At 67.1% G+C, this 19,319-nt stretch carries 23 protein-coding genes; 16 read left to right on the forward strand and 7 right to left on the reverse strand.

What is annotated here, in order from left to right:
* Positions 1–59: 59 nt before the first annotated feature.
* Positions 60–824 carry a TatD family hydrolase gene (locus tag HBF32_RS03010; protein ID WP_166698146.1) on the reverse strand — a complete coding sequence of 255 codons (765 nt, stop codon included), beginning with the start codon at positions 822–824 and terminating at the stop codon, positions 60–62.
* Positions 825–939: 115 nt separating this feature from the next.
* Here HBF32_RS03010 and HBF32_RS03015 point away from each other — a divergent pair, with 115 nt between their 5' ends.
* Both HBF32_RS03015 and HBF32_RS03020 read left to right on the forward strand, forming a co-directional pair.
* Positions 940–1,560: a glycine zipper 2TM domain-containing protein gene (locus HBF32_RS03015; RefSeq protein ID WP_166698147.1), complete on the forward strand. Its 621-nt coding sequence runs from the start codon at positions 940–942 to the stop codon at positions 1,558–1,560.
* Between the two features lie 28 nt (positions 1,561–1,588).
* The gene (locus tag HBF32_RS03020) at positions 1,589–2,056 is read left to right on the forward strand and encodes an outer membrane lipoprotein (RefSeq protein WP_166698148.1); all 468 of its coding nucleotides are present in this window, start codon (positions 1,589–1,591) and stop codon (positions 2,054–2,056) included.
* A gap of 211 nt (positions 2,057–2,267) precedes the next feature.
* Here HBF32_RS03020 and HBF32_RS03025 read toward each other — a convergent pair whose 3' ends face one another.
* The gene (locus tag HBF32_RS03025; RefSeq protein WP_166698149.1) at positions 2,268–2,702 is read right to left on the reverse strand and encodes a cell wall hydrolase; all 435 of its coding nucleotides are present in this window, start codon (positions 2,700–2,702) and stop codon (positions 2,268–2,270) included.
* A gap of 432 nt (positions 2,703–3,134) precedes the next feature.
* Positions 3,135–3,926: a CAF17-like 4Fe-4S cluster assembly/insertion protein YgfZ gene (ygfZ, locus tag HBF32_RS03030; protein ID WP_166698150.1), complete on the reverse strand. Its 792-nt coding sequence runs from the start codon at positions 3,924–3,926 to the stop codon at positions 3,135–3,137.
* A 151-nt stretch (positions 3,927–4,077) separates the two neighbouring features.
* On the opposite strand from ygfZ, the gene HBF32_RS03035 reads away from it, so the two are divergent.
* The 9 genes from HBF32_RS03035 to lolD all read left to right on the forward strand — a co-directional run bounded on the left by HBF32_RS03035 (position 4,078) and on the right by lolD (position 10,599).
* Positions 4,078–4,245, forward strand: a complete 168-nt coding sequence (locus tag HBF32_RS03035; RefSeq protein WP_166700408.1) for a DUF1674 domain-containing protein — start codon at positions 4,078–4,080, stop codon at positions 4,243–4,245.
* A gap of 57 nt (positions 4,246–4,302) precedes the next feature.
* The gene (gene sdhC / locus HBF32_RS03040) at positions 4,303–4,695 is read left to right on the forward strand and encodes a succinate dehydrogenase, cytochrome b556 subunit (protein ID WP_166698151.1); all 393 of its coding nucleotides are present in this window, start codon (positions 4,303–4,305) and stop codon (positions 4,693–4,695) included.
* The gene (gene sdhD / locus HBF32_RS03045; protein WP_166698152.1) at positions 4,692–5,078 is read left to right on the forward strand and encodes a succinate dehydrogenase, hydrophobic membrane anchor protein; all 387 of its coding nucleotides are present in this window, start codon (positions 4,692–4,694) and stop codon (positions 5,076–5,078) included. The genes sdhC and sdhD overlap by 4 nt, the downstream gene beginning before the upstream one ends.
* Positions 5,079–5,081: 3 nt before the next feature.
* On the forward strand, positions 5,082–6,866 hold the full coding sequence (gene sdhA, locus HBF32_RS03050) for a succinate dehydrogenase flavoprotein subunit (protein ID WP_166698153.1): 1,785 nt from the start codon (positions 5,082–5,084) through the stop codon (positions 6,864–6,866).
* A gap of 21 nt (positions 6,867–6,887) precedes the next feature.
* On the forward strand, positions 6,888–7,673 hold the full coding sequence (locus tag HBF32_RS03055; RefSeq protein WP_166698154.1) for a succinate dehydrogenase iron-sulfur subunit: 786 nt from the start codon (positions 6,888–6,890) through the stop codon (positions 7,671–7,673).
* 158 nt (positions 7,674–7,831) lie between these two features.
* The gene (locus HBF32_RS03060; RefSeq protein ID WP_166698155.1) at positions 7,832–8,080 is read left to right on the forward strand and encodes an FAD assembly factor SdhE; all 249 of its coding nucleotides are present in this window, start codon (positions 7,832–7,834) and stop codon (positions 8,078–8,080) included.
* Positions 8,052–8,465, forward strand: a complete 414-nt coding sequence (locus HBF32_RS03065) for a protein YgfX (protein ID WP_166698156.1) — start codon at positions 8,052–8,054, stop codon at positions 8,463–8,465. The genes HBF32_RS03060 and HBF32_RS03065 overlap by 29 nt, the downstream gene beginning before the upstream one ends.
* A gap of 198 nt (positions 8,466–8,663) precedes the next feature.
* Positions 8,664–9,905, forward strand: a complete 1,242-nt coding sequence (locus HBF32_RS03070; RefSeq protein WP_166698157.1) for a lipoprotein-releasing ABC transporter permease subunit — start codon at positions 8,664–8,666, stop codon at positions 9,903–9,905.
* On the forward strand, positions 9,898–10,599 hold the full coding sequence (gene lolD, locus HBF32_RS03075; protein ID WP_166698158.1) for a lipoprotein-releasing ABC transporter ATP-binding protein LolD: 702 nt from the start codon (positions 9,898–9,900) through the stop codon (positions 10,597–10,599). The genes HBF32_RS03070 and lolD overlap by 8 nt, the downstream gene beginning before the upstream one ends.
* Before the next feature lie 97 nt (positions 10,600–10,696).
* Here lolD and HBF32_RS03080 read toward each other — a convergent pair whose 3' ends face one another.
* On the reverse strand, positions 10,697–11,443 hold the full coding sequence (locus tag HBF32_RS03080) for an anti-sigma factor family protein (protein WP_166698159.1): 747 nt from the start codon (positions 11,441–11,443) through the stop codon (positions 10,697–10,699).
* Positions 11,440–11,952 (reverse strand): RNA polymerase sigma factor, encoded by a 513-nt coding sequence (locus tag HBF32_RS03085; protein WP_205287685.1) that lies wholly within the window; start codon positions 11,950–11,952, stop codon positions 11,440–11,442. Before HBF32_RS03085 ends, HBF32_RS03080 begins: the two co-directional genes overlap by 4 nt.
* A 129-nt stretch (positions 11,953–12,081) precedes the next feature.
* Here HBF32_RS03085 and HBF32_RS03090 point away from each other — a divergent pair, with 129 nt between their 5' ends.
* From HBF32_RS03090 to HBF32_RS03100, 3 genes are read left to right on the forward strand one after another with little or no spacing between them, the layout of a single operon-like run.
* The gene (locus HBF32_RS03090) at positions 12,082–13,170 is read left to right on the forward strand and encodes a catalase family peroxidase (protein ID WP_166698160.1); all 1,089 of its coding nucleotides are present in this window, start codon (positions 12,082–12,084) and stop codon (positions 13,168–13,170) included.
* A complete protein-coding gene (locus tag HBF32_RS03095; protein WP_166698161.1) occupies positions 13,167–13,709 on the forward strand; it encodes a cytochrome b in 543 nt (180 codons plus the stop codon). The genes HBF32_RS03090 and HBF32_RS03095 overlap by 4 nt, the downstream gene beginning before the upstream one ends.
* A 34-nt stretch (positions 13,710–13,743) precedes the next feature.
* Positions 13,744–14,871 carry an aminopeptidase gene (locus HBF32_RS03100; RefSeq protein ID WP_166698162.1) on the forward strand — a complete coding sequence of 376 codons (1,128 nt, stop codon included), beginning with the start codon at positions 13,744–13,746 and terminating at the stop codon, positions 14,869–14,871.
* Here the strand turns inward: HBF32_RS03100 and HBF32_RS03105 are convergent.
* Positions 14,819–15,631 (reverse strand): c-type cytochrome, encoded by an 813-nt coding sequence (locus tag HBF32_RS03105; protein WP_166698163.1) that lies wholly within the window; start codon positions 15,629–15,631, stop codon positions 14,819–14,821. The genes HBF32_RS03100 and HBF32_RS03105 overlap by 53 nt on opposite strands.
* A gap of 132 nt (positions 15,632–15,763) precedes the next feature.
* Between HBF32_RS03105 and pncB the strand changes: the two genes are divergently transcribed.
* Positions 15,764–16,951: a nicotinate phosphoribosyltransferase gene (gene pncB / locus HBF32_RS03110; RefSeq protein ID WP_166698164.1), complete on the forward strand. Its 1,188-nt coding sequence runs from the start codon at positions 15,764–15,766 to the stop codon at positions 16,949–16,951.
* 366 nt (positions 16,952–17,317) lie between these two features.
* On the opposite strand, the gene HBF32_RS03115 is transcribed toward pncB, so the two are convergent.
* On the reverse strand, positions 17,318–17,767 hold the full coding sequence (locus tag HBF32_RS03115) for a glycine zipper 2TM domain-containing protein (RefSeq protein WP_166698165.1): 450 nt from the start codon (positions 17,765–17,767) through the stop codon (positions 17,318–17,320).
* A gap of 118 nt (positions 17,768–17,885) precedes the next feature.
* On the opposite strand from HBF32_RS03115, the gene HBF32_RS03120 reads away from it, so the two are divergent.
* The gene (locus HBF32_RS03120) at positions 17,886–19,301 is read left to right on the forward strand and encodes a cryptochrome/photolyase family protein (RefSeq protein ID WP_166698166.1); all 1,416 of its coding nucleotides are present in this window, start codon (positions 17,886–17,888) and stop codon (positions 19,299–19,301) included.
* The last annotated feature ends 18 nt before the right edge of the window (positions 19,302–19,319 follow it).

Raw genomic sequence — 19,319 nt, forward strand, 5'->3', positions numbered from 1 at the left:
AGTTCGCTGGTGAACTATCAGGCTAGCAAGGATCTCCCCGCAACCGCTAGTGCCGATGTTCACAGCTTGAAGAGGGCGATGGCGTTGGCGGTCGTCCGCATGGCGACGTGTTCCTCGGATTCGCCGCGCAGCCGCGCCACGGCGCTCAGCACGTCGCGCATGTAGGCCGGCTCGTTGCGTTCTCCGCGATGGCGGGAGCAGGGCTGGTCGGGTGCATCGGTCTCCAGCAGCAGCCATTCCAGCGGCATGTCCGTCACGACACGGTGAATCCGGTGCGCGCGTTCGTAGGTCACTGGTCCGCCGATGCCGATGTGGAAGCCGAGGTCGAACAGCTGCCGGGCCTGCTCCTCGCTGCCGGAGAAGCTATGAACCACGCCGCGCAGGCCGCCGATGCGGCGCAGGGTGTGAATTACTTCCTCGAACGCGCGCCGCGCATGCACGATCACGGGCAGGTCGTGTTCCCTGGCGATGCGCAGCTGGCGCACGAACAGGTCGCGCTGGCGTTGCGGGTCCAGTCCTTCCACGTGGAAATCGAGTCCGATCTCGCCCACGGCCACCGCCCCGCGGTGCTCCAGCCACCCGGGCAGTTCGTCCAGGTGCTCGTCGCGATGATGGTCCAGGAAGAGGGGGTGCAGGCCGAAGGCGGCCGAGACTCCCGCGCGCGACGTGGCCAAAAGCTCGACCTTCTCCCAGTTCCCGCGGTCGATCGCCGGTACGATCCAGCGCCGCACGCCGGCCTCGGCGGAGCGCCCGAACATATCGCCGCGATCGCCGTCGAACGAGCGGTCGTCAAGGTGTGCGTGGGTGTCGACGAGATCGAGCATGTAAGTGTGATGCCTGGATGAAGGTCGGCAAGAGTCTAAGGTGTCGTTCAGTTTAACGACTGTCAAATGGGATCGAGGCGGCCGGGGGCCGCCGATCCACAGTGGAGATTTGGGTATGAGCAGGTTGAAGATTTCCGTCCTGAACGCCGGTTTGGGCGCGGCTTTGGTATTTGGCCTTTCCGCCTGCAACCGCGATGCGAACGCCGACGTGGCCAATACGCCCGCTTCGGCAGCCGCTCCCGCCGCGGAGCCGGTGGCGCCGCCGCCGACCGCGTCGGAGCCCGCCGGTCCGAAATATGCACGCGTGGTGAGCGTGGACCCCGTCCGTGAGGCGGCCACGGCGCCACGGCGCGAATGCCACGACGAGGTCGTGACCCACCGGGCCCCGGTGAAGGACCAGCACCAGATCGCCGGTACGGCCATCGGTGCCGTGGCGGGCGGTCTGCTGGGCAACCAGATCGGCGGCGGCAAGGGCCGCACGCTGGCGACGGTGGCCGGTGCGGTGGGCGGCGGCTACGCCGGCCACGAGATCCAGCAGCGGCGCCAGGAGACCAACACGGTGACGAGCACGGTGCGCAAGTGCAGCACCGTGCCCGGCAGCGGGGGCGACAAGATCGTGGCCTACGACGTTCGCTACGAATACAACGGCGTGACGCGCTCGGTCCGCATGGACCATGACCCGGGCGATCGCGTGGAAGTGCAGGAAGGCGTCTCGGTGGTGTCGGACGCCCGTTGATCGACTGAACCCCTAGGGAGGACTGTCCATGCACAGCATGGTTCGCAAACTCGGTCTCGTCGCCGCCGCCCTCGCCACGCTGTCGCTGACGGCGTGCTACGAGCAGCCGCGGCGGGTGTACCGCGACGATAATGTCGCTTATTCCAGCGCGCCGCGAGGATGCGCCCAGTGCGGCGTGGTGGACGACGTCGAGCAGGTGTACGTGGAGAAGGGTTCTTCCCCGTTGGGCGCCGTGATCGGTGCCGTCGCCGGCGGCCTCCTCGGCAACACCATCGGCAAGGGCGATGGCCGTTCCGCGGCGACCGTGGGCGGCGCCGTGGTGGGTGGCGTCGTCGGCAACCAGGTCGGCAAGCGCAACGGTGCCAACGACGTGGCGTTCCGCGTACGCGTTCGCCTGGACGACGGCCGCTGGGCCACGGTGACGCAGCGGGAGGATCCGCAATTGCGTCGCGGCGATTACGTCGAGGTGCGTGGGGATCGGGTGTATCGGCGTTAAGGTGTATCGGCGTTAAGACGTAAAGACGTCTAAACGCCGAGGTGCGCGAGAAGGCGCCGGGCTCCTGCGAAGGCGGGAGCCCGGGGACTCGAAAGCCCGCGCAAGCGGGCTTTTTTATGCACAAAAAAAGACCCTCGTCCGAGGGCCCCTTTTTCCCGGAGATCCCAAGCTGCCCGCCTGGATCCCTTCTCCCCGCAAGTTGTAGCGCGCGTCAGTTGACGGCGTAGAACGCGTGTTCCCCGATCTTGCGAACGACCCTGCTGGCGGACCAGCTCGGTGCGACCGCGACGGTGGCGAAATGATCGGCCTGCGGAACATAGACGAGGCGTTCGCTCTTCGGCAGGCTCCAGTTGTTCAGGGAGTCGCCGGCGATCTTCCATGCCTTCGTCCACGCGACGAGATCGTTGACCTCGAAATCCTTCGGCGTGGTGGTGATGGCGAACTGGCGCGGCGCCTTGACGACGTCGCACACGTTGTTGCCGCCCATGCCGCGATCGCGGCGCCTGAGGGCGACTTCCGCCACCGCGTACTGGCCGATGGTGGGTTCGCTGCGTGCCTCGAGATATACCGTCGTCGCCAGGCACGTCTGGTCGGCGAGGTGGCTCGGGAGGACGGACGCCATCCAGAGCAAAGCGGAGAGTTTCATGTGTTTCTGCCTCCAACGAGCTTTTCCGTCACTTGCGGCTGGAAAGCCATGGGAGACGTATGAGCGGTAGACGGGCGGGCAGGCCGTTACTACCTGGACCAACCGATGGCATCCGATGAATCGATGAACACGGATGACTCGGGCGTCACACACTGTGACTGCACTGGGCGGCTGTCCGGAGCCGTCCGGTATAGGGTGTTGGCTCGCGCAGATTCGAGGTGCGCGTCGCTCTTCTCCGGTGGGGACCGGGTCGCGCCAGAACCGTCATCTTCGACGGATCGTCGCGGGTGTAACCGTGTCGAAACACCACGGCCACGTAAATGGGATCGGCGGAGACTAGTGGCGCCCTCCGATTTGCGCAAGTGCGCAGGCTGCTCGGTTCAGCTTCGACTCACACACTCGCGTGAACAACTTTTTGCGACGAAGCGCACGTTATGCAGCGAATGTCGAAAGGAGATGAAGGCGTGCATTGCCGATGTCAAGAGTTTCCTCCTGCGACATCGTGTCGTCGAGTACGACAAGAGTCGTAGGCTTTTCGCCGATGCGATCCTGCATCAACACGATGCCCGCCTCTTTTCCGTTAATGCTTAGTGCCTGGCCTTCCATGAGTGCGATATCGCCTTCGATGCGTGCCGCATGCAGATGACGTTTGTGACCGCCGAGGAAGTGCAGGCGCGCGGCGATTTCCTGTCCGGGGAAGCAACCCTTGTCGAATGCGACGGCACCCAGTCGCTCCATCGACAACGCCGGCGGAAGCAGTGTGCCTAGTGCGGTATCGGGGAGCCATGCCTGTCCTTTCGCGATGTGTCGCGCGATCCATGCATCGCTTCCCGCCTGCGCACCGATGCGCAACGACGCATCGCCTTCGCCGAACACGAGCGTGCCGTCCGCTTCCTCGCGCACGCATCCCTCGTCGAATGCTTCGCCGTCGCTCGCATGCAACGTGTCCGAGACCTGGATGTTCACCTTGGAGCGGAAGACGAAGCGCGCCAGATCCTGTGCGAAGGCATGGGCGTCGCCGCCGCGCGGCACGAGGAGGAAGCGGTCGTCGGCGACGCGTGCCACCTGGAGCAGGGCGCGCACCCGGCCCTTGGGGTCGAGCCAGCCGCTCCACTGCCAGTGGCCGGGGGCCAGGGCGAGCACGTCGCTGCTGAGCTGGGCGTTGGCGAAGGCGGCGGCGTCGGGGCCGGCGAGGGCGATCGTACGAGTGGTAGTGCTCGGCATGCGGGAGGCGGGAGAAGGCGGGGAGGTGTAAGATATACGGTCCGGTCGGGCCAGTCCCAAGGCCTGGCGCGAGTTCCGGGGCAAGTTCCGGCGCATTCGTCAAGGTTGTGCTGCCGTGGCACAGGTATTACGCTTTCAGGGCTTTATAACCATGTCCGACAATCCCTCCGAACCCAAAGGCACGAACGATTCCGCTCCGGCGAAGCCGCTCGTTACGCCGGTCGTCCCCACGAACGGCGAAGCAGGGGTCGAGAAAGCGCCATTGGACCCAACGCGCTACGGCGACTGGGAAAAGAACGGACGCTGCATCGACTTCTGAGAACCGGAAGGCGAGAGAGACGGTCGGGCACCAGCGATTCCAATCAGGATAGCCGCCATGGCACAAACGGGACGACCGCTCTCACCGCATCTCCAGGTCTACAAGTGGCAAGTGCAGATGGTGACCTCCATCCTGCATCGCGTCACCGGCATCATCCTCGCCGCCGGTAGCCTGCTCCTCGTCTGGGGTCTCGCGGCCCTCGCATCCGGCCCGGACGCCTTCGCGACCTTCAAGGACTGCGCCGGCAGCGTCATCGGCACGCTCGTGCTGATCGGCTGGACGCTGGCCTTCTTCTACCATCTCGCGAACGGCATCCGTCACCTGGTGCAGGACACGGGCGCCGGTTACTCCATTCCCGCGTTCGTCCGCAACAGCTGGCTCTCGATCGTCGTCTCGATCGTCCTCAGCGTCGCCGTCTGGGCGTACGTGCTCGCCGGAGGTCACGCATGAGCAAGGATCTGCGCAACCCGCTCGCCCGCGCACGCGGCCTGGGCTCGGCGAAGGAAGGCTCCGGCCACTGGATGGTCCAGCGCGTCACCGGTCTCGCCCTGGTGTTCCTCACCCTCTGGTTCGTGATCACCGCGCTCGGCCTGATGCACTCCGACTACGCCACCGCCCGCGAGACGCTCGGCAAGCCCTGGAACGCGGTGCTGCTCGCCGCGCTGCTGATCACCTCGTTCCGTCATGCGGTGCTCGGCCTGCAGGTCGTGATCGAAGACTACGTCCACACCCGCTGGCTCGAAGTGGCCTCGCTGGTGCTCATCAAGTTCATCGCCGTACTCGCCATGCTTATTGGCGTACTGGCCGTGCTGCGCGTCGCGCTCGGAAGCTGATCGATGGAAGCCTACAAGGTTCAACAACACAAGTACGACGTGATCGTGGTCGGCGCCGGCGGCGCGGGCCTTCGCGCCACCTTCGGCCTGGCCGAGAAGGGCCTCAAGGCCGCCTGCATCACCAAGGTGTTCCCGACCCGCTCGCACACCGTGGCGGCGCAGGGCGGTATTTCCGCCGCGCTCGGCAACATGGGCGAGGACGATTGGCGCTTCCACTTCTACGACACGATCAAGGGTTCCGACTGGCTCGGTGACCAGGACGCCATCGAGTACATGTGCCGCGAAGCCATTCCGGCCATCATCGAGCTGGAACATTACGGCGTGCCGTTCTCGCGTACCGAGGAAGGCAAGATCTACCAGCGTCCGTTCGGCGGCATGACCACGCACTACGGCCAGGGCACCGCCCAGCGCACCTGCGCGGCGGCCGACCGTACCGGCCACGCCATCCTGCACACGCTCTACCAGCAGGCGCTGGCGCACGACGCCACGTTCTTCATCGAATACTTCGCCATCGACCTCGTCTTCGAGGAAGGCAAGTGCGTCGGCGTGCTCGCGCTCGACATGAACGAGGGCACGCTGCACCTGTTCCGCGGCCATGCCGTGGTGATGGCGACGGGCGGTTACGGCCGCGCGTACTTCAGCGCCACCTCGGCGCATACCTGCACGGGCGACGGCGGCGGCATGGTGCTGCGCGCCGGCCTGCCGCTGCAAGACATGGAGTTCGTGCAGTTCCACCCGACGGGCATCTATGGCGCGGGCTGCCTCATCACCGAGGGCGTGCGTGGCGAGGGCGGCTATCTCACGAACTCCGAGGGCGAGCGCTTCATGGAGCGCTATGCCCCGAACGCGAAGGATCTTGCCTCGCGTGACGTGGTCAGCCGCGCGATGACGATCGAAATCCGCGAAGGCCGCGGCGTGGGCCCGAACAAGGACCATATCCACCTGAACCTGATGCACCTCGGTCCCGAGGTCATCCACGAGCGTCTCCCGGGCATCGCCGAATCCGCGCGCATCTTCGCCGGCGTCGACGTCACCAAGGAGCCGATTCCCGTGCTGCCGACCGTCCACTACAACATGGGCGGCATCCCCACCAACTATCACGGCGAAGTCGTCACCAAGCTCGGCGACGACCCCGACGCCGTGGTGCCTGGCCTGTTCGCGATCGGCGAGGCGGCCTGCGTGTCGGTGCACGGCGCCAACCGCCTCGGCTCCAACTCGCTGCTCGACCTGGTGGTGTTCGGCCGCGCGGTGGCCAACCGCTGCGCCGAGATCGTCAAGCCGGGCACGCCGCACAGCGACCTGCCGGCGAACGCGCTGGACAAGATCCTGGGCCGTTTCGACGCGCTCCGTCACGCCGACGGCGGCACGCCGACGGCGCAGATCCGTGCCGAGATGCAGAAGACCATGCAGTCCGACGCCGCGGTGTTCCGCACGGGCGACACGCTGAAGGAAGGCTCGCAGAAGATCTCCGAGGTCTTCACGAAGTTCCAGGACGTGAAGGTCGCCGACCGCTCGCTGGTCTGGAACTCCGACCTCATCGAGACGCTGGAGCTGTCGAACCTGCTGGCGCAGGCCGTGGCCACCATGCATTCGGCCGAGCAGCGCCCGGAGAGCCGCGGCGCCCACGCCCGCGAGGATTTCCCGGAGCGCGACGACCACGACTGGCAGAAGCACACGCTGGTGTGGATCGACGAGGCCGGCAAGTCCCGCTTCGACTTCCGTCCGGTGCACATGTACACCCTGACGGACGACGTCGAAGTCGTACCGCCGAAGAAGCGCGTTTACTGATACCGGACCGGAGAGGCCATCGTGGCAGAGTTCACGCTACCCAAGAATTCCAAGATCCAGGCCGGCAAGCATTTCCCGGCGAAGGGCGCAAAGAACGTGCGCACCTTCAAGGTCTACCGCTGGACGCCGGACGACGGCCAGAACCCGCGCACCGACACGTACGAGGTGGACCTCGACACGTGCGGTCCGATGGTTCTCGACGCCCTGCTGAAGATCAAGAACGAGATCGACTCCACGCTCTCGCTGCGCCGTTCGTGCCGTGAAGGCATCTGCGGTTCCTGCGCCATGAATATCGCCGGCACGAACACGCTGGCGTGCACCAAGGCCATCGAGGACTGCGGCAGCGGCACGGTCAACATCTACCCGCTGCCGCACATGCCGGTGGTGAAGGACCTGGTCCCGGACCTCACGCATTTCTATGCGCAGTTTGCGTCGATCAAGCCGTGGATGCGCACGCAGAGCCCGGCACCGGCCGACAAGGAGCGCCTGCAGTCGCCGGAAGACCGCAAGAAGCTCGACGGCCTCTACGAGTGCATCCTCTGTGCCTGCTGCTCCACCTCGTGCCCGAGCTACTGGTGGAACGGCGACCGCTATCTCGGTCCGGCCATCCTGCTCCAGGCGTATCGCTGGATCGTGGACAGCCGGGACGAAGACACCGGTGCGCGCCTGGACGACCTCGAGGATCCGTTCAAGCTCTATCGCTGCCACACGATCATGAACTGCGCGCGCACCTGCCCGAAGGGCCTGAACCCGGCGAAGGCGATCGCGGAGATCAAGAAGCTGATCGTCGAGCGCCGCTCGGCCTGACGTTGCCTTGATGGGGCACAAGCCGCTGTCTTGACGGAAACGCCGTTGTAGGAGCCGCTATAGCGGCGAGAGCAATCTCGCCACGGTTTCTCGAGATTCCCTCGCCGCTATAGCGGCTCCTACACGAAGCCCCGCACGAAGTCGGAGCGATTCGCACAATGGACGAAGCCCGCCTCAAGCGCCTCCGCTGGCGCACCCGCCGCGGCACCCGCGAGTTGGACCGCCTCTTCGGTGGCTGGCTCGACGAGCGCTTCGCCGACGCCGACGAAGCCACACGGCTGGCATTCGACGAACTGCTCGACGTGCAGGATCCCGATCTCTGGGACTGGGTGATGGGCCATGCCCGCGCCCCGCGCGACGACTGGCAGGCGATCATCGATGACATCCGCTCGAGGCACCGGCTTTGACTATCGGCCGTCCGTCACGCTGACCGCCTTCGCGGCGGCGATCCTGTGCCTCGCAACTGTCGCTCCTTTCCTCACGTCGCTGCCCTGGTATGTTCGCTGGCCCGTGGCGGCGATCGTGGCCATGGGCGGCACGCGGCGCCTGCAGCGATTCCGACAATCACCTGTCGGGGGCTTGAGGTTATCTCCCGCCGGCCTCTGGACGGTCACCGTACGGGGGCGCGAGGTCCCGGCCGAACTGGCGGCGTCGCGATTTTTCGGCAACGCGGTCTTCCTGCGGCTGCGCTGGCGAGGCGGAGCGGGGCATGTGGCCCTGCTGCCGGATAACGTGCCGCCCGACACCCTGCGCCGGCTCCGCGCCCGCCTTCGCTCCACAACCCGGCTGTAGGAGCCGCTACAGCGGCGAGGAAACCTCGCGGAGGCGTGGCGAGATCGCCCTCGCCGCCATGGCGGCTCCTGCAGGACGCCTGTCCACGCCCTGAGCGCAGACCCTTCGTCGGCTTGCCCCCGCAGCCCGCATCGGGCACTCTGCGGCGCGGTGCGTGTCTCATATGGCGCCCCCTCATCACAGGCTGTTGTCGACGGTATGTTCAGACCTCTAGAGCTCTTCATCGGACTGCGCTACACGCGGGCGAAGCGTCGCAATCAGTTCATTTCCTTCATTTCGACCGTCTCGATCGTCTGCATCGCGATCAGCGTCACCGCGCTCATCACGGTGATGTCGGTGATGAACGGCTTCGACAGCGAGTTGCGCAACCGCATCCTCGGCGCCGTCTCGCACGTCACCGTGTCCGGTATCGACGAAACCGTGCAGAACTGGCAGACCGCGGTGAAGACGGCCGAATCCACGAAGCACGTGCGCGGTGCCGCGCCCTACGTGGAAATCCAGGCCTTCTTGCAGGCCCGCCGGCCCAGCGGCGCGCTCATTCGCGGCATCGTGCCGTCCATGGAGCCGAACGTCTCCGATATCGACCGGCACATGGTCGAAGGCAAGATGTCCGATCTGACCGATCGCAGCTGGAAGATCGTGCTCGGTCGCGAGCTTGCACTCACCCTGGGCGTGCAGGTAGGCGACAAGGTCACCGTGGTCGTGCCGCAGTTCACGGCCACGCCCATGGGCGCGGTGCCGAAGCTGCGCAGCTTCACCGTCAGCGGCATCTTCGAGCTGGGCATGCAGGAATACGACGCGAACCTCGCGCTCATTTCCATGCAGGACGCCGAGCGCCTCAACGGCTTCAACGGCCCGACCGGCATCCGCCTGAAGCTCGACGACATGCGCGAGGCCTTCCCCGTGGCGCAGGAGCTGGTGAACAAGCTCGGCCAGGCCTACCGTGTCGAGACCTGGATGGACACGCACGCCAACTTCTTCCGCGCCATCGACATGGAGAAGAAGGTGATGTTCATCATCCTGTCGCTGATCATCCTCGTCGCGGTGATCAACCTTATCTCCATGCTGATGATGCTGGTGACCGACAAGCAGGCCGACATCGCCATCCTGCGCACGCTGGGCTCGACGCCACGCAGCATCATGGGCATGTTCATGGTGCAGGGCGTGCTCGTGGGCATCGTGGGCATCGGTTTCGGCGTGCTGCTCGGCGCGCTGCTTTCGCTCAACCTGCCGGCCATCGTGAAATGGATCGAACACGTCACGGGGCAGACCTTCCTCTCGCCCGACGTCTATTACATCAGCGAGCTGCCCAGCCAGCTGCTCTGGTCCGACGTCGGCTGGGTGGTGCTGGTGACTTTCGCTTTCTCCCTGCTGGCCACGCTCTACCCGGCGTGGCGCGCCTCGCGCACGCAGCCCGCCCAGGCGCTCCGCTATGAATAAGCCCAACGACGACATCGTCCTGCGCGCCACCGGCGTCGCCAAGGTGTACGAGGAGGGCGACCTGCGCACGGGCGTCCTCTCGAACGTGAACTTCGCGCTGCGCCGTGGCGAGACCATGGCCATCGTGGGTGCCTCCGGTTCAGGCAAGTCCACCCTGCTGCACATCATCGGCGGTCTCGACACGCTCACCGCGGGCAAGGTCGAGGTCAACGGCCGCGTGCTTTCCGAGCTTTCCGATGCCGAACGCGGCCGTGAGCGCAACCGCTCGCTGGGCTTCATCTACCAGTTCCACCATCTGCTGCCGGAATTCACCTCGCTCGAAAACGTGTGCATGCCGCTGCTGATCCGCGGCGTGCCGATCGCGCAGGCCGAGAAGGAAGCCACGGCGCTGTTGGAGCGTGTCGGCCTGGGCGCGCGCCTGCGCCATCGTCCGGCCGAGATGTCGGGTGGCGAACGCCAGCGTTGCGCCGTCGCGCGCGCCCTGGTGACCCGTCCCGCCTGCGTCCTCGGCGACGAGCCCACGGGTAACCTCGACGAGGCCAACGCGGCACACGTTTACGAGCTGATGCTCGAGCTCAATCGCGAGATCGGCACGAGCTTCGTGCTGGTGACGCACGACTCGCGTCTTGCCGGCCGGATGGACCGCACGCTGGAGCTGCATAACGGCGAACTGCACGAACGCCGACCGTTGTAGGAGCCGCTATAGCGGCGAGAGGCCTACGAGGGATTTGAAGCGGCAAGGCAAGTTTCCCTCGCCGCTATAGCGGCTCCTACAGAGGTGCGGATCCTCGTCAGATCGCCCGGCCGGTCACGCGATCGGCCGCCTGGCGGCCAGCCATGTCGGCCGTGGTGACCACGGCGTAGTTGTGGCCGCCTTCGGACCAGTAGTTCGCCAGCAGGCCGTCGTCCTCGCGCGCACCGCGCGGCAGGAAGTGCCGTGCCGGTCCCGGCGGGCGTACGTAGAAGCTCACCGTATGGCCGTTGCCGTCGTCGTAGAGCACCATCGCCGCCGGCCCCTGGTCCGTGGCGAACAGGCGGCCGCCCATGGGGCGGAAACCGGCGTCGGCCAGGTCCGGCAGCCGCACGTCCGGACCCACGCGGCCGGCGAGCCATGCGCGCAGGTCGTTTTCATTGCCGGTCGTGATGTCCATGCCCACGCCGTGATCCAGCGCGAGTAGCCGGTACGCCTGCATGGCGTCGGCCATCGGCGCCTCCCCCGTGCCCAGGCCGCGGGCCGCCCAGCCACCGATGCCGCCCACGGCAAGGCAGAGCACCACGCCGGCCGCCGTGGCCCAGCGGCGCACGCGGCGATGCCGGGCACGCTCGCGCACCCGCGCCGGGTCCAGCGCGGGTGCCGGCGCGAGGTCGCCGGCCAGCAGTGCGCGCAGCTGCTGCGCATCCTGGCGCCAGCCCTGCACTTCGTCCGCCTGCTCGGGATGCCGTGCGAGGTAGCGCTCCACCTCGCCACGGCGGGAGTCGTCCAGATGACCATCCACGTAGGCATGGATATCGTGTTCGCTGGGGGGCGTGAGGTTCATTTCAGCAGTCGCAGGGAAGGGGATTGGGGGTCGCCTTCGCCGAGCTGGCGCAAAGCGCGGCGCGCGCGGGAGAGGCGGGACATCACGGTCCCGATGGGAACCTCCAGGATGTCGGCCACCTCCTGGTAACTGAGGCCTTCCACGGAGACCCAGATCAGCAGGCTGCGCTGTTCCACGGGCAGCGAGGCGAACGCCGCGAGCGTGGAGTACGCCACGGCCACCCGCTCCGCCGAGGGCCAGGTAGGCTCCTCGCGGCCGAGGGAACCGAGCAGCATGGCGTAGCGGTTGGCGCGGCGCTTTCCGTCGAGGAACTGGCGGTACAGGATGGCGAACAACCACGCACGCAGGCTTTCTTCCTCCCGCCGCGTCTGCCATCGTGCCAGCGCCCGTTCCATCGTGGACTGGACCAGGTCGTCCGCCGCATGCACGTCGCGGGCGAGCCAAAGCGCGAAGCGCCGCAGGCGCGGCAGCATCGTTCGCAGGGCGTCGTCGATGTGCGGGTCGGACATGCCGGGCCTCCGCCGGGCGTTTCGTGGGATGTATGACGTCTGGTGGCGTGGATTATTCCCTCCGGAGGGAATAAAAGTCCCTGACGTACGTCCCACCCTGGAACGACCACCTCGACAGGATGCAGATACATGACGCAAGAACCTGCAAGCAGGGCCCACCCTCCGGCGCACACGGCCTGGCGCTGGGCATTGATCGGCCTCGCCGTGGCGGGAACGGCAGCCGCCTTCGGCTATGTGGGTGGCTGGCTGGCGCCACATCGACTGACGCCCGCACGCCTCATCGACGCCTTGCAGGCGAACGGCGGGGAGCACCCCGGCTATCGCCGCAACCATGCCAAGGGCGTCTGCGTCGCCGGACGCTTCGAATCGAGCGGCGCGCTGGCCGGTTACTCCACCGCCGGGCTGTTCGCCGCGGGAACGACGACGCCGGTGGTCGGCCGCCTGGCGATCCCGGGCGGGAACCCGTATGCGCCGGACAGCAGCGTCCCCATCCGGAGCTTCGCGCTTCGCTTCGACCTCGCCGACGGCGAGCAGTGGCGCACCGGCATGAACGCCATGCCGCTCTTTCCGGTCGCCACGCCGCAGGCTTTCTATGCGTTGCAGGTGGCGACGCATCCCGACCCGGCGACCGGCAAACCCGACCCCGCGAAGGCCGGGGCGTTCTTCAAGTCCCATCCGGAGACCGCGGCGTTCCTGGCCTGGATAAAGACGGCTAAGCCGTCCGCCAGCTACGCCACCGAGACGTATGACAGCATCAACGCCTTCTACCTCCGCGACGCCGCCGGACAGCGCCGCGCGGTGCGCTGGAGGGTGGTGCCGGAGCAGCCACCCGAGGGCGACGGTGGACCGGCCGCGGGGGACACGGATTACCTCGCCGCCGACCTCGCGAAACGGCTCGCCGCCGGACCTCTCCGCTGGCACCTGCGGATGGTGTTCGCCGCTGCCGGCGACCCGGTGGACGACGCTACCCGTGCATGGCCCGACGACCGGCAGGTGGTGGATGCCGGCACACTCGTGATCGACCGCACGCAGCCGCAGGCCGATGGCCCGTGCCGCGACGTCAACTACGATCCGACGATCCTTCCGCGTGGCATCGAAGTCTCCGGCGATCCGCTGCTTGCGGCGCGTTCGGCGGCCTACGCGGACTCGTACCTGCGCCGCACCAGCGAGGAAGCGCATATTCCTGGCACGGCCCGTCCCAAGGAGGACAAGCGATGAGCCGCTCCGACACGTTCCATCCGTTCGCCCGCGTGCTGCACTGGCTGATGGCGCTGATGATCATCGCCATGCTGTTCGTCGGCGCGGGCATGGTCAGCACCGTCGAGACGAAGCACGACTGGTTGCTGGCGATCCACAAGCCGCTCGGTATCACGATCTTCGTGCTCGCGCTGATCCGACTCGGTTTCCGCCTGACCCATCCCGCGCCCCCGCTGCCGGCGGACATGCCGCTTTGGCAGAAGCTGGCCGGGCATGCCTCGCATGGATTGCTCTACGCGCTGATGATCTCGATGCCCTTGATCGGGTGGGGGATGCTGTCGGCCGGGAACTATCCGGTGACGCTGGGCGGAGGGTTGCTGCTGCCGCCGATCCTGCCCACGAACCCGGTGCTGTTCGCATGGCTGCGTGAAGCGCACCGGTACCTCGCGTGGCTGTTCTTCCTCACCTTCCTGCTGCACATGGGCGCCGCGCTGATGCACGGATTGATCCGCAGGGACGGCGTGCTGCAGTCGATGACGGGGACGCGCATGCCCGAGTGAGGTGGCGACTCGCGCCTTACGGCACAATGAAGGCATGCGAATAACCCTCGCCGCCCTCGTCATGCTCCTCGTCACGGGTTGCCGCTCCATCGGCTACTACGCCCACGTGACCCATGGGCAGATGGCGCTGCTCCACGAGCGGCGCCCGATAAGCAAGGTGCTGGCGGATCCGAAGACGCCTGACACCACCCGCAAGCGGCTGGCGCTCGCCACCGAGGCCCGCCGCTTCGCGTCGACCCGCCTCGACCTGCCGGACAACCGCAGCTACACCTACTTCGTGCAGCTCGATCGCCCGTGGGTCGCATGGAATGTCTTCGCCACGCCCGAGCTGTCGGTCGCCCCGGTGACGCATTGCTTCCCCATCGCGGGCTGCGTCGCGTACCGCGGCTACTTCCGCAAGGATCTCGCCGATCGCGAAGCGGTGCGCGAGTCCGCCCTCGGCCACGATGTGGCGATCGGGGAAGTCCCGGCGTACTCCACGCTCGGATGGTTCGCCGATCCCATCCTGAGCAGCATGCTGCGCTGGGACGACGACGAACTCGCCGGCACGATCTTCCACGAGCTGGCCCACCAGAAGGTCTACGTGAAGAACGATTCCTCGTTCAACGAATCGTTCGCGACCTTCGTCGAGCGCGAAGGCCTGCGCGAGTGGCGCTTATCGCGCCACCAGCCGCCGCCGGACGGGAAGGGCGATGCGCTCCAGCGCGCCTTCACGCAGCAGGTCCTCGCCCTGCGCGACCGCCTGAAGGCGATCTACGCGCAGGCCTGGACGGACGATGCCAAGCGCGTGGCCAAGGCGGAGGCCTTCGAGGACTTCCGCGGGCGCTATCTCGCCTGGAGGGGCGACGAGGCCGGCGGCGACCACCGCTACGATCGCTGGATGTCCCGCCCGCTCAACAATGCCACGCTCTTGCCGTTCGGGCTGTACGACACCTGGGTACCGTCGTTCGCCACCTTGTTCGACGAATCCGGCCGGTCCTGGCCGGCGTTCTTCGCCAGGGTGAAGACGCTGTCGCGGTTGGCTCCCGCCGAACGGACCCTGGCACTCGAACGACTCGCGTCGGCCGCCTCGCGCGCTCCCGCGGGAGGCGGCCGTCGTCGAAGGGACGTCACGGCGACACCTTCGGCCTCCGGCCCGCCATGTGCTTCAGGTACGCCGTGAGGTCGTCCAGGTCCGTATCCGACAGCACCTTCCGGTCGAAGCCCGGCATCTTCGACTGCGGCCAGTGGCGCAGGTCCTGCGGGTTCCGCACCAGCGTGCGGAACAGGTCGGGGCGAAGGTATTCCGTGGGGCTGTGTGGCATGTTGAGGTCCGGGCCGAGCTTCGCGTCGCCCTGGCCGTTGAGGGTGTGGCAGCTGAGGCAGTTGCGCTGGAACACCGCGAAACCGCGACGCGCGGGCGCATCCGCCGGCAGCGACGCCGCCGGCTTCATCGCCGGGAAGCGGTCGGCAGGCGACCCGAGCACGCGGATGGCCGCGACCTGGTAGGGCCATTGCTCCGGCCCGACAGGACCGGCCTCGGGATGCAGCCAGACAAGGTAGAACGGCCCCGCGCCGGGCTTGTCCTTGCCCAGCGGCGGCCAGGCAGCGTCCGGCGGCTCGATCGCCAGCCAGGCCTCGGCGCCATGCCCATCCAGCACCAGCGAAGCGGGCACCTCGGCCGCGAAGCCATCCAGTGCTTCGAATTGCAGGTGGGCATCGGTGGACACGCCTCCCAGCAGGGCCTTGAGCGGCACCGCGCGGTACCGCCTCTCGCGGTGGTAGGACACGTCGGCTGGCACCACGATGTCCCTGGCATCGGGCCGGGCCAGCAACTGCTCCGTCGTCAGCTTTCGCGCGCCGGTCCCGGTATCGAGGGTGAGGGTGGCCGCCGAAGCCAGGCCGGCGCAGAGGAGGAGCAGGCATCCGAATAGGAGACGCACGGGGAATTCCTTGTGGAGGTACCCTCGGATTATCGCCGCATCGACCCCATGTGGCCCGTTCGACCCGATCACGGCTCTCTCCATGTCCGATTCCAGCGTTCCCGAGTTCTTCCACCGCCACGGCGCCGGCGCATGATCATCCAGTCGCTGCTCGATACCGACCTCTACAAATTCACGATGATGCAGGTCGTGCTGCACCAGTACCCGGCCGCGCAGGTCGAGTACCGCTTTCGTTGCCGCACGCCGGACGTGGACCTCGTGCCGCTGATCGGCGGTATCCGCGAGGAACTGGAGAAACTCTGCACGCTGCGCTTCACCGAGGAAGAGCTTGCCTATCTCGCTGGCCTGCGTTTCATCGACAGCGACTTCGTCGATTTCCTCGGCCTGTTCCAGCTCAACGCCAAGTACGTGACCATCGAGCCATCGGCGAAGGCGAACGGCGAGATCGAGATCGTCATCGCCGGCCCGTGGCTGCACACGATCATGTTCGAAGTGCCGCTCCTGGCCATCGTCAACGAGCTCTACTTCCGCGCGACCTGCCCGGATGTCGGCCTGGACGAAGGGAGGGCGCGCCTGCGCGCGAAGATCGCGATGCTGCGCGACACCCCGGGCTACGAAAACGCGCGCATCGCCGATTACGGCACGCGCCGCCGCTTTTCGCGGGATTGGCACGAGGAGATGCTGGGCATCCTGCGCCGGGAGCTGGGCGCGCAGCTGGCGGGCACGAGCAATGTCTGGTTCGCGATGCGCCAGGACCTGCGGCCCATCGGCAGCATGGCGCACGAGTACCTCCAGGCGTTCCAGTCGCTGGGGCCGCGCCTGCGCGATTCGCAGACGGCCGCGCTGGAAGCCTGGGCACGCGAATACCGTGGCGATCTCGGCATCGCGCTGTCGGACGTGTACGGCCTCGAGGCCTTCCTGCGCGATTTCGACATGTATTTCTGCAAGCTGTTCGACGGGGCGCGGCACGATTCGGGCGACCCCATCGCCTGGGGCGACCGCGTCATCGCGCACTACGAAGCGAACCGCGTGGACCCGCGGACGAAGACCCTGGTCTTCAGCGACAGCCTGGACATCCCACGGGTCATGACCCTGTACCGGCACTTTGCCGGGCGCTGCCTGCTTTCGTTCGGCGTCGGTACCAACCTCACGAACGACGTGGGCCCGCAGCCGCTCAACATCGTCATCAAGATGACCCGTTGCAACGGGCAGCCGGTGGCGAAGCTCTCGGATTCGCCGGGGAAGAGCATGGGCGTGGAAGACCCCGATTACATCGCGTACCTGCGACGGGTATTCGACCTGCCTCCGAGCGCTCTGTAGGAGCAACTGTCTTTGTGGGAGCCGCTTCGGCGGCGATGGGGCTCGCGGTACGCGTGCCCGCTGCCGCGGGATCGCCGGCACAGCCGGCTCCCACAAGGTTCCTTCCGGGCCTGCTCTTCTGTAGGAGCCGCTATAGCGGCGAGGGGAACTTACCTCGCCGCTTCATCGCTCCGTGGGCTTTTATAGCGGCGGGGGGGGAACTTACTTCGCCGCTTCATCGCTCCGTGGGCTTCTCTAGCGGCGGGGGGAACTTACCTCGCCGCTTCATCGCTCCGTGGGCTTCCATAGCGGCGGGGGGACTTACCTCGCCGCTTCATCGCTCCGTGGGCTTCTCGCCGCTATAGCGGCTCCCACAGTTCCTTTTTTTTACTGCACGCGCGACACGTTGCCCTGGTCGTCGACCACGACGATGTCGCCTTCGCGGATCGCCGAGGCGTCCTTGACCTGGACGTTCGTGTAGCCGCCGGTGCCCATCTTCAGGCGCAGCGTGTAGCTCTCGCCGCCGCCGCCCTTGCCGATGGCGTTGCCGGCGAAACCGCCGCCCACCGCGCCGCCGACAGTGGCGAGGGTGCGGCCCTTGCCCTTGCCGACCTGGTTGCCAAGGACGCCGCCGGCAATGGCACCGATGACGGCGCCCGCCGTGCCGTGGTCGCGGCCCGCGGTGACGTTATGCTCGATGCTCTGTACCACGCCGCACTGGTCGCAGCGCACGTAGATGCCGTCGCTGCGGGTCAGGACGGCGGCGGAGGCCGGGGCGGCGACCGCCGTCGCGAGCAGGGCGGCGAGCGGAAGGCTGAGGACGGTCTTGATGTTCATGGGAAACTCCTTGAGGGACGAACTTGGAAGTGATCGTCTGCCGCAACAGTCTAAGCCTGTTCACTGAACGCAGATGGAGCATGATTCTCACTTCACGCGTTCGATGGATACTAGAGCGATGAGCACTGCCCTTGTATGGTTCCGCCGCGATCTTCGCCTTGCCGACCACCCCGCACTCCATGCCGCGGTTGCCTCTCATGACCGGATCGTGGCGCTTTACGTGCACGCGCCCGGGGAGGAAGGCGAGTGGGCGCCGGGAGCGGCGAGCCGCTGGTGGCTCCACCATTCGCTGGAAGCGCTGGATGCGTCGCTCCGCCGGCACGGCGGGCACCTGGAGGTGCTGCGCGGCGACAGCCTGGAGGCGTTGCGTGCGACGGCTGCCGCCTGCAAGGCCGATGCCCTGTACTTGAACCGGTTGTACGAGCCTCGCCTGCTGAAGCGGGATGCCCGGGTCGGACGCGCGCTCGAGGCCGACGGCCTCGCCGTGCGCTCGTTCAACGCGTCCCTGTGGAGCGAGCCGGGCGATCTCCTGAACCAGCAAGGCGAGCCCTACCGGGTCTTCACCCCGTTCTGGCGCAACCTCCGTACGCGGATCGACGAAAGGGCACCGTTGCCCGAGCCGGCGACGATCTCGTTCGACCGCGTGGACGGTCGACTCGCCGGCCGCGTCGACATCGCGGACCTCGCCCTGCTTCCCGACCACGACTGGGCGCGGGGCTTCGCGGACTGGACACCGGGGGAGCGTGGCGCACGGGACTTGCTGGACCTCTTCGCCGACGATGCCCTGGGCCACTACGCCGAGGGTCGCGACTTCCCGGCGCGCCATGGCACCTCGCGCCTCTCCCCGCACCTCCGCTGGGGTGAAATCTCGCCCGTGCAGATCCACGCCGCGCTGCGCGGGCACCGCGGCCTCGAGCCGTTCCTTCGCCAGCTGGGCTGGCGGGAATTCGCCCAGCACCTGCTTTACCATTTTCCGAAAACGCCCAGGGAAAACTTCAATCCCTCCTTCGATGCCTTTCGCTGGGCCGCGCGCGACCCGCATGCGCTTCGCCGCTGGCGGGAAGGGCAGACCGGCATCCCGATCGTCGACGCCGGCATGCGCGAACTCTGGGCCACGGGGTGGATGCACAACCGCGTGCGCATGCTGGTCGCGAGCCTGCTCACGAAGAACCTGCGCCAGCACTGGGTACTCGGCGAACGCTGGTTCTGGGACACCCTGGTGGACGCGGACCTCGCCAACAATGCGCTGGGCTGGCAGTGGGTGGCGGGGAGCGGCGCGGATGCCGCGCCGTACTTCCGCATCTTCAATCCGGTCACGCAGTCGGAGAAGTTCGATGCCGAAGGTGCCTACATCCGCCGCTGGGTGCCCGAGCTGGCACGGGCGAAGGGGCGGCTGGTGCACGCGCCATGGGAAGACCCGGCATTCCTCGAAGGCTCCGGCTATCCGCCCCCGATCGTCGACCTCAAGACCTCCCGCGAAACCGCGCTCGACGCGTACCGGAACCTGCGCGGTGCGGGAGGAAACACCCTGTAGGAGCCGCCATGGCGGCGA

Origin of the sequence: Luteibacter yeojuensis (assembly GCF_011742875.1) — a bacterium.
Lineage (GTDB): Bacteria > Pseudomonadota > Gammaproteobacteria > Xanthomonadales > Rhodanobacteraceae > Luteibacter > Luteibacter yeojuensis.

What these genes read in the sequence shown, in the direction of transcription:
- HBF32_RS03080 (WP_166698159.1), bottom strand. Translation starts at nt 11,443, where the DNA reads ATGAACCTCACGCCCCCCAGCGAACACGATATCCATGCCTACGTGGAT.
- sdhC (WP_166698151.1), top strand. Translation starts at nt 4,303, where the DNA reads ATGGCACAAACGGGACGACCGCTCTCACCGCATCTCCAGGTCTACAAG.
- HBF32_RS03095 (WP_166698161.1), top strand. Translation starts at nt 13,167, where the DNA reads ATGAGCCGCTCCGACACGTTCCATCCGTTCGCCCGCGTGCTGCACTGG.
- sdhD (WP_166698152.1), top strand. Translation starts at nt 4,692, where the DNA reads ATGAGCAAGGATCTGCGCAACCCGCTCGCCCGCGCACGCGGCCTGGGC.
- HBF32_RS03035 (WP_166700408.1), top strand. Translation starts at nt 4,078, where the DNA reads ATGTCCGACAATCCCTCCGAACCCAAAGGCACGAACGATTCCGCTCCG.
- sdhA (WP_166698153.1), top strand. Translation starts at nt 5,082, where the DNA reads ATGGAAGCCTACAAGGTTCAACAACACAAGTACGACGTGATCGTGGTC.
- HBF32_RS03070 (WP_166698157.1), top strand. Translation starts at nt 8,664, where the DNA reads ATGTTCAGACCTCTAGAGCTCTTCATCGGACTGCGCTACACGCGGGCG.
- HBF32_RS03115 (WP_166698165.1), bottom strand. Translation starts at nt 17,767, where the DNA reads ATGAACATCAAGACCGTCCTCAGCCTTCCGCTCGCCGCCCTGCTCGCG.
- HBF32_RS03120 (WP_166698166.1), top strand. Translation starts at nt 17,886, where the DNA reads ATGAGCACTGCCCTTGTATGGTTCCGCCGCGATCTTCGCCTTGCCGAC.
- HBF32_RS03010 (WP_166698146.1), bottom strand. Translation starts at nt 824, where the DNA reads ATGCTCGATCTCGTCGACACCCACGCACACCTTGACGACCGCTCGTTC.
- HBF32_RS03060 (WP_166698155.1), top strand. Translation starts at nt 7,832, where the DNA reads ATGGACGAAGCCCGCCTCAAGCGCCTCCGCTGGCGCACCCGCCGCGGC.
- ygfZ (WP_166698150.1), bottom strand. Translation starts at nt 3,926, where the DNA reads ATGCCGAGCACTACCACTCGTACGATCGCCCTCGCCGGCCCCGACGCC.
- HBF32_RS03085 (WP_205287685.1), bottom strand. Translation starts at nt 11,952, where the DNA reads ATGTCCGACCCGCACATCGACGACGCCCTGCGAACGATGCTGCCGCGC.
- HBF32_RS03100 (WP_166698162.1), top strand. Translation starts at nt 13,744, where the DNA reads ATGCGAATAACCCTCGCCGCCCTCGTCATGCTCCTCGTCACGGGTTGC.
- lolD (WP_166698158.1), top strand. Translation starts at nt 9,898, where the DNA reads ATGAATAAGCCCAACGACGACATCGTCCTGCGCGCCACCGGCGTCGCC.
- HBF32_RS03015 (WP_166698147.1), top strand. Translation starts at nt 940, where the DNA reads ATGAGCAGGTTGAAGATTTCCGTCCTGAACGCCGGTTTGGGCGCGGCT.
- pncB (WP_166698164.1), top strand. Translation starts at nt 15,764, where the DNA reads ATGATCATCCAGTCGCTGCTCGATACCGACCTCTACAAATTCACGATG.
- HBF32_RS03090 (WP_166698160.1), top strand. Translation starts at nt 12,082, where the DNA reads ATGACGCAAGAACCTGCAAGCAGGGCCCACCCTCCGGCGCACACGGCC.
- HBF32_RS03065 (WP_166698156.1), top strand. Translation starts at nt 8,052, where the DNA reads ATGACATCCGCTCGAGGCACCGGCTTTGACTATCGGCCGTCCGTCACG.
- HBF32_RS03020 (WP_166698148.1), top strand. Translation starts at nt 1,589, where the DNA reads ATGCACAGCATGGTTCGCAAACTCGGTCTCGTCGCCGCCGCCCTCGCC.
- HBF32_RS03025 (WP_166698149.1), bottom strand. Translation starts at nt 2,702, where the DNA reads ATGAAACTCTCCGCTTTGCTCTGGATGGCGTCCGTCCTCCCGAGCCAC.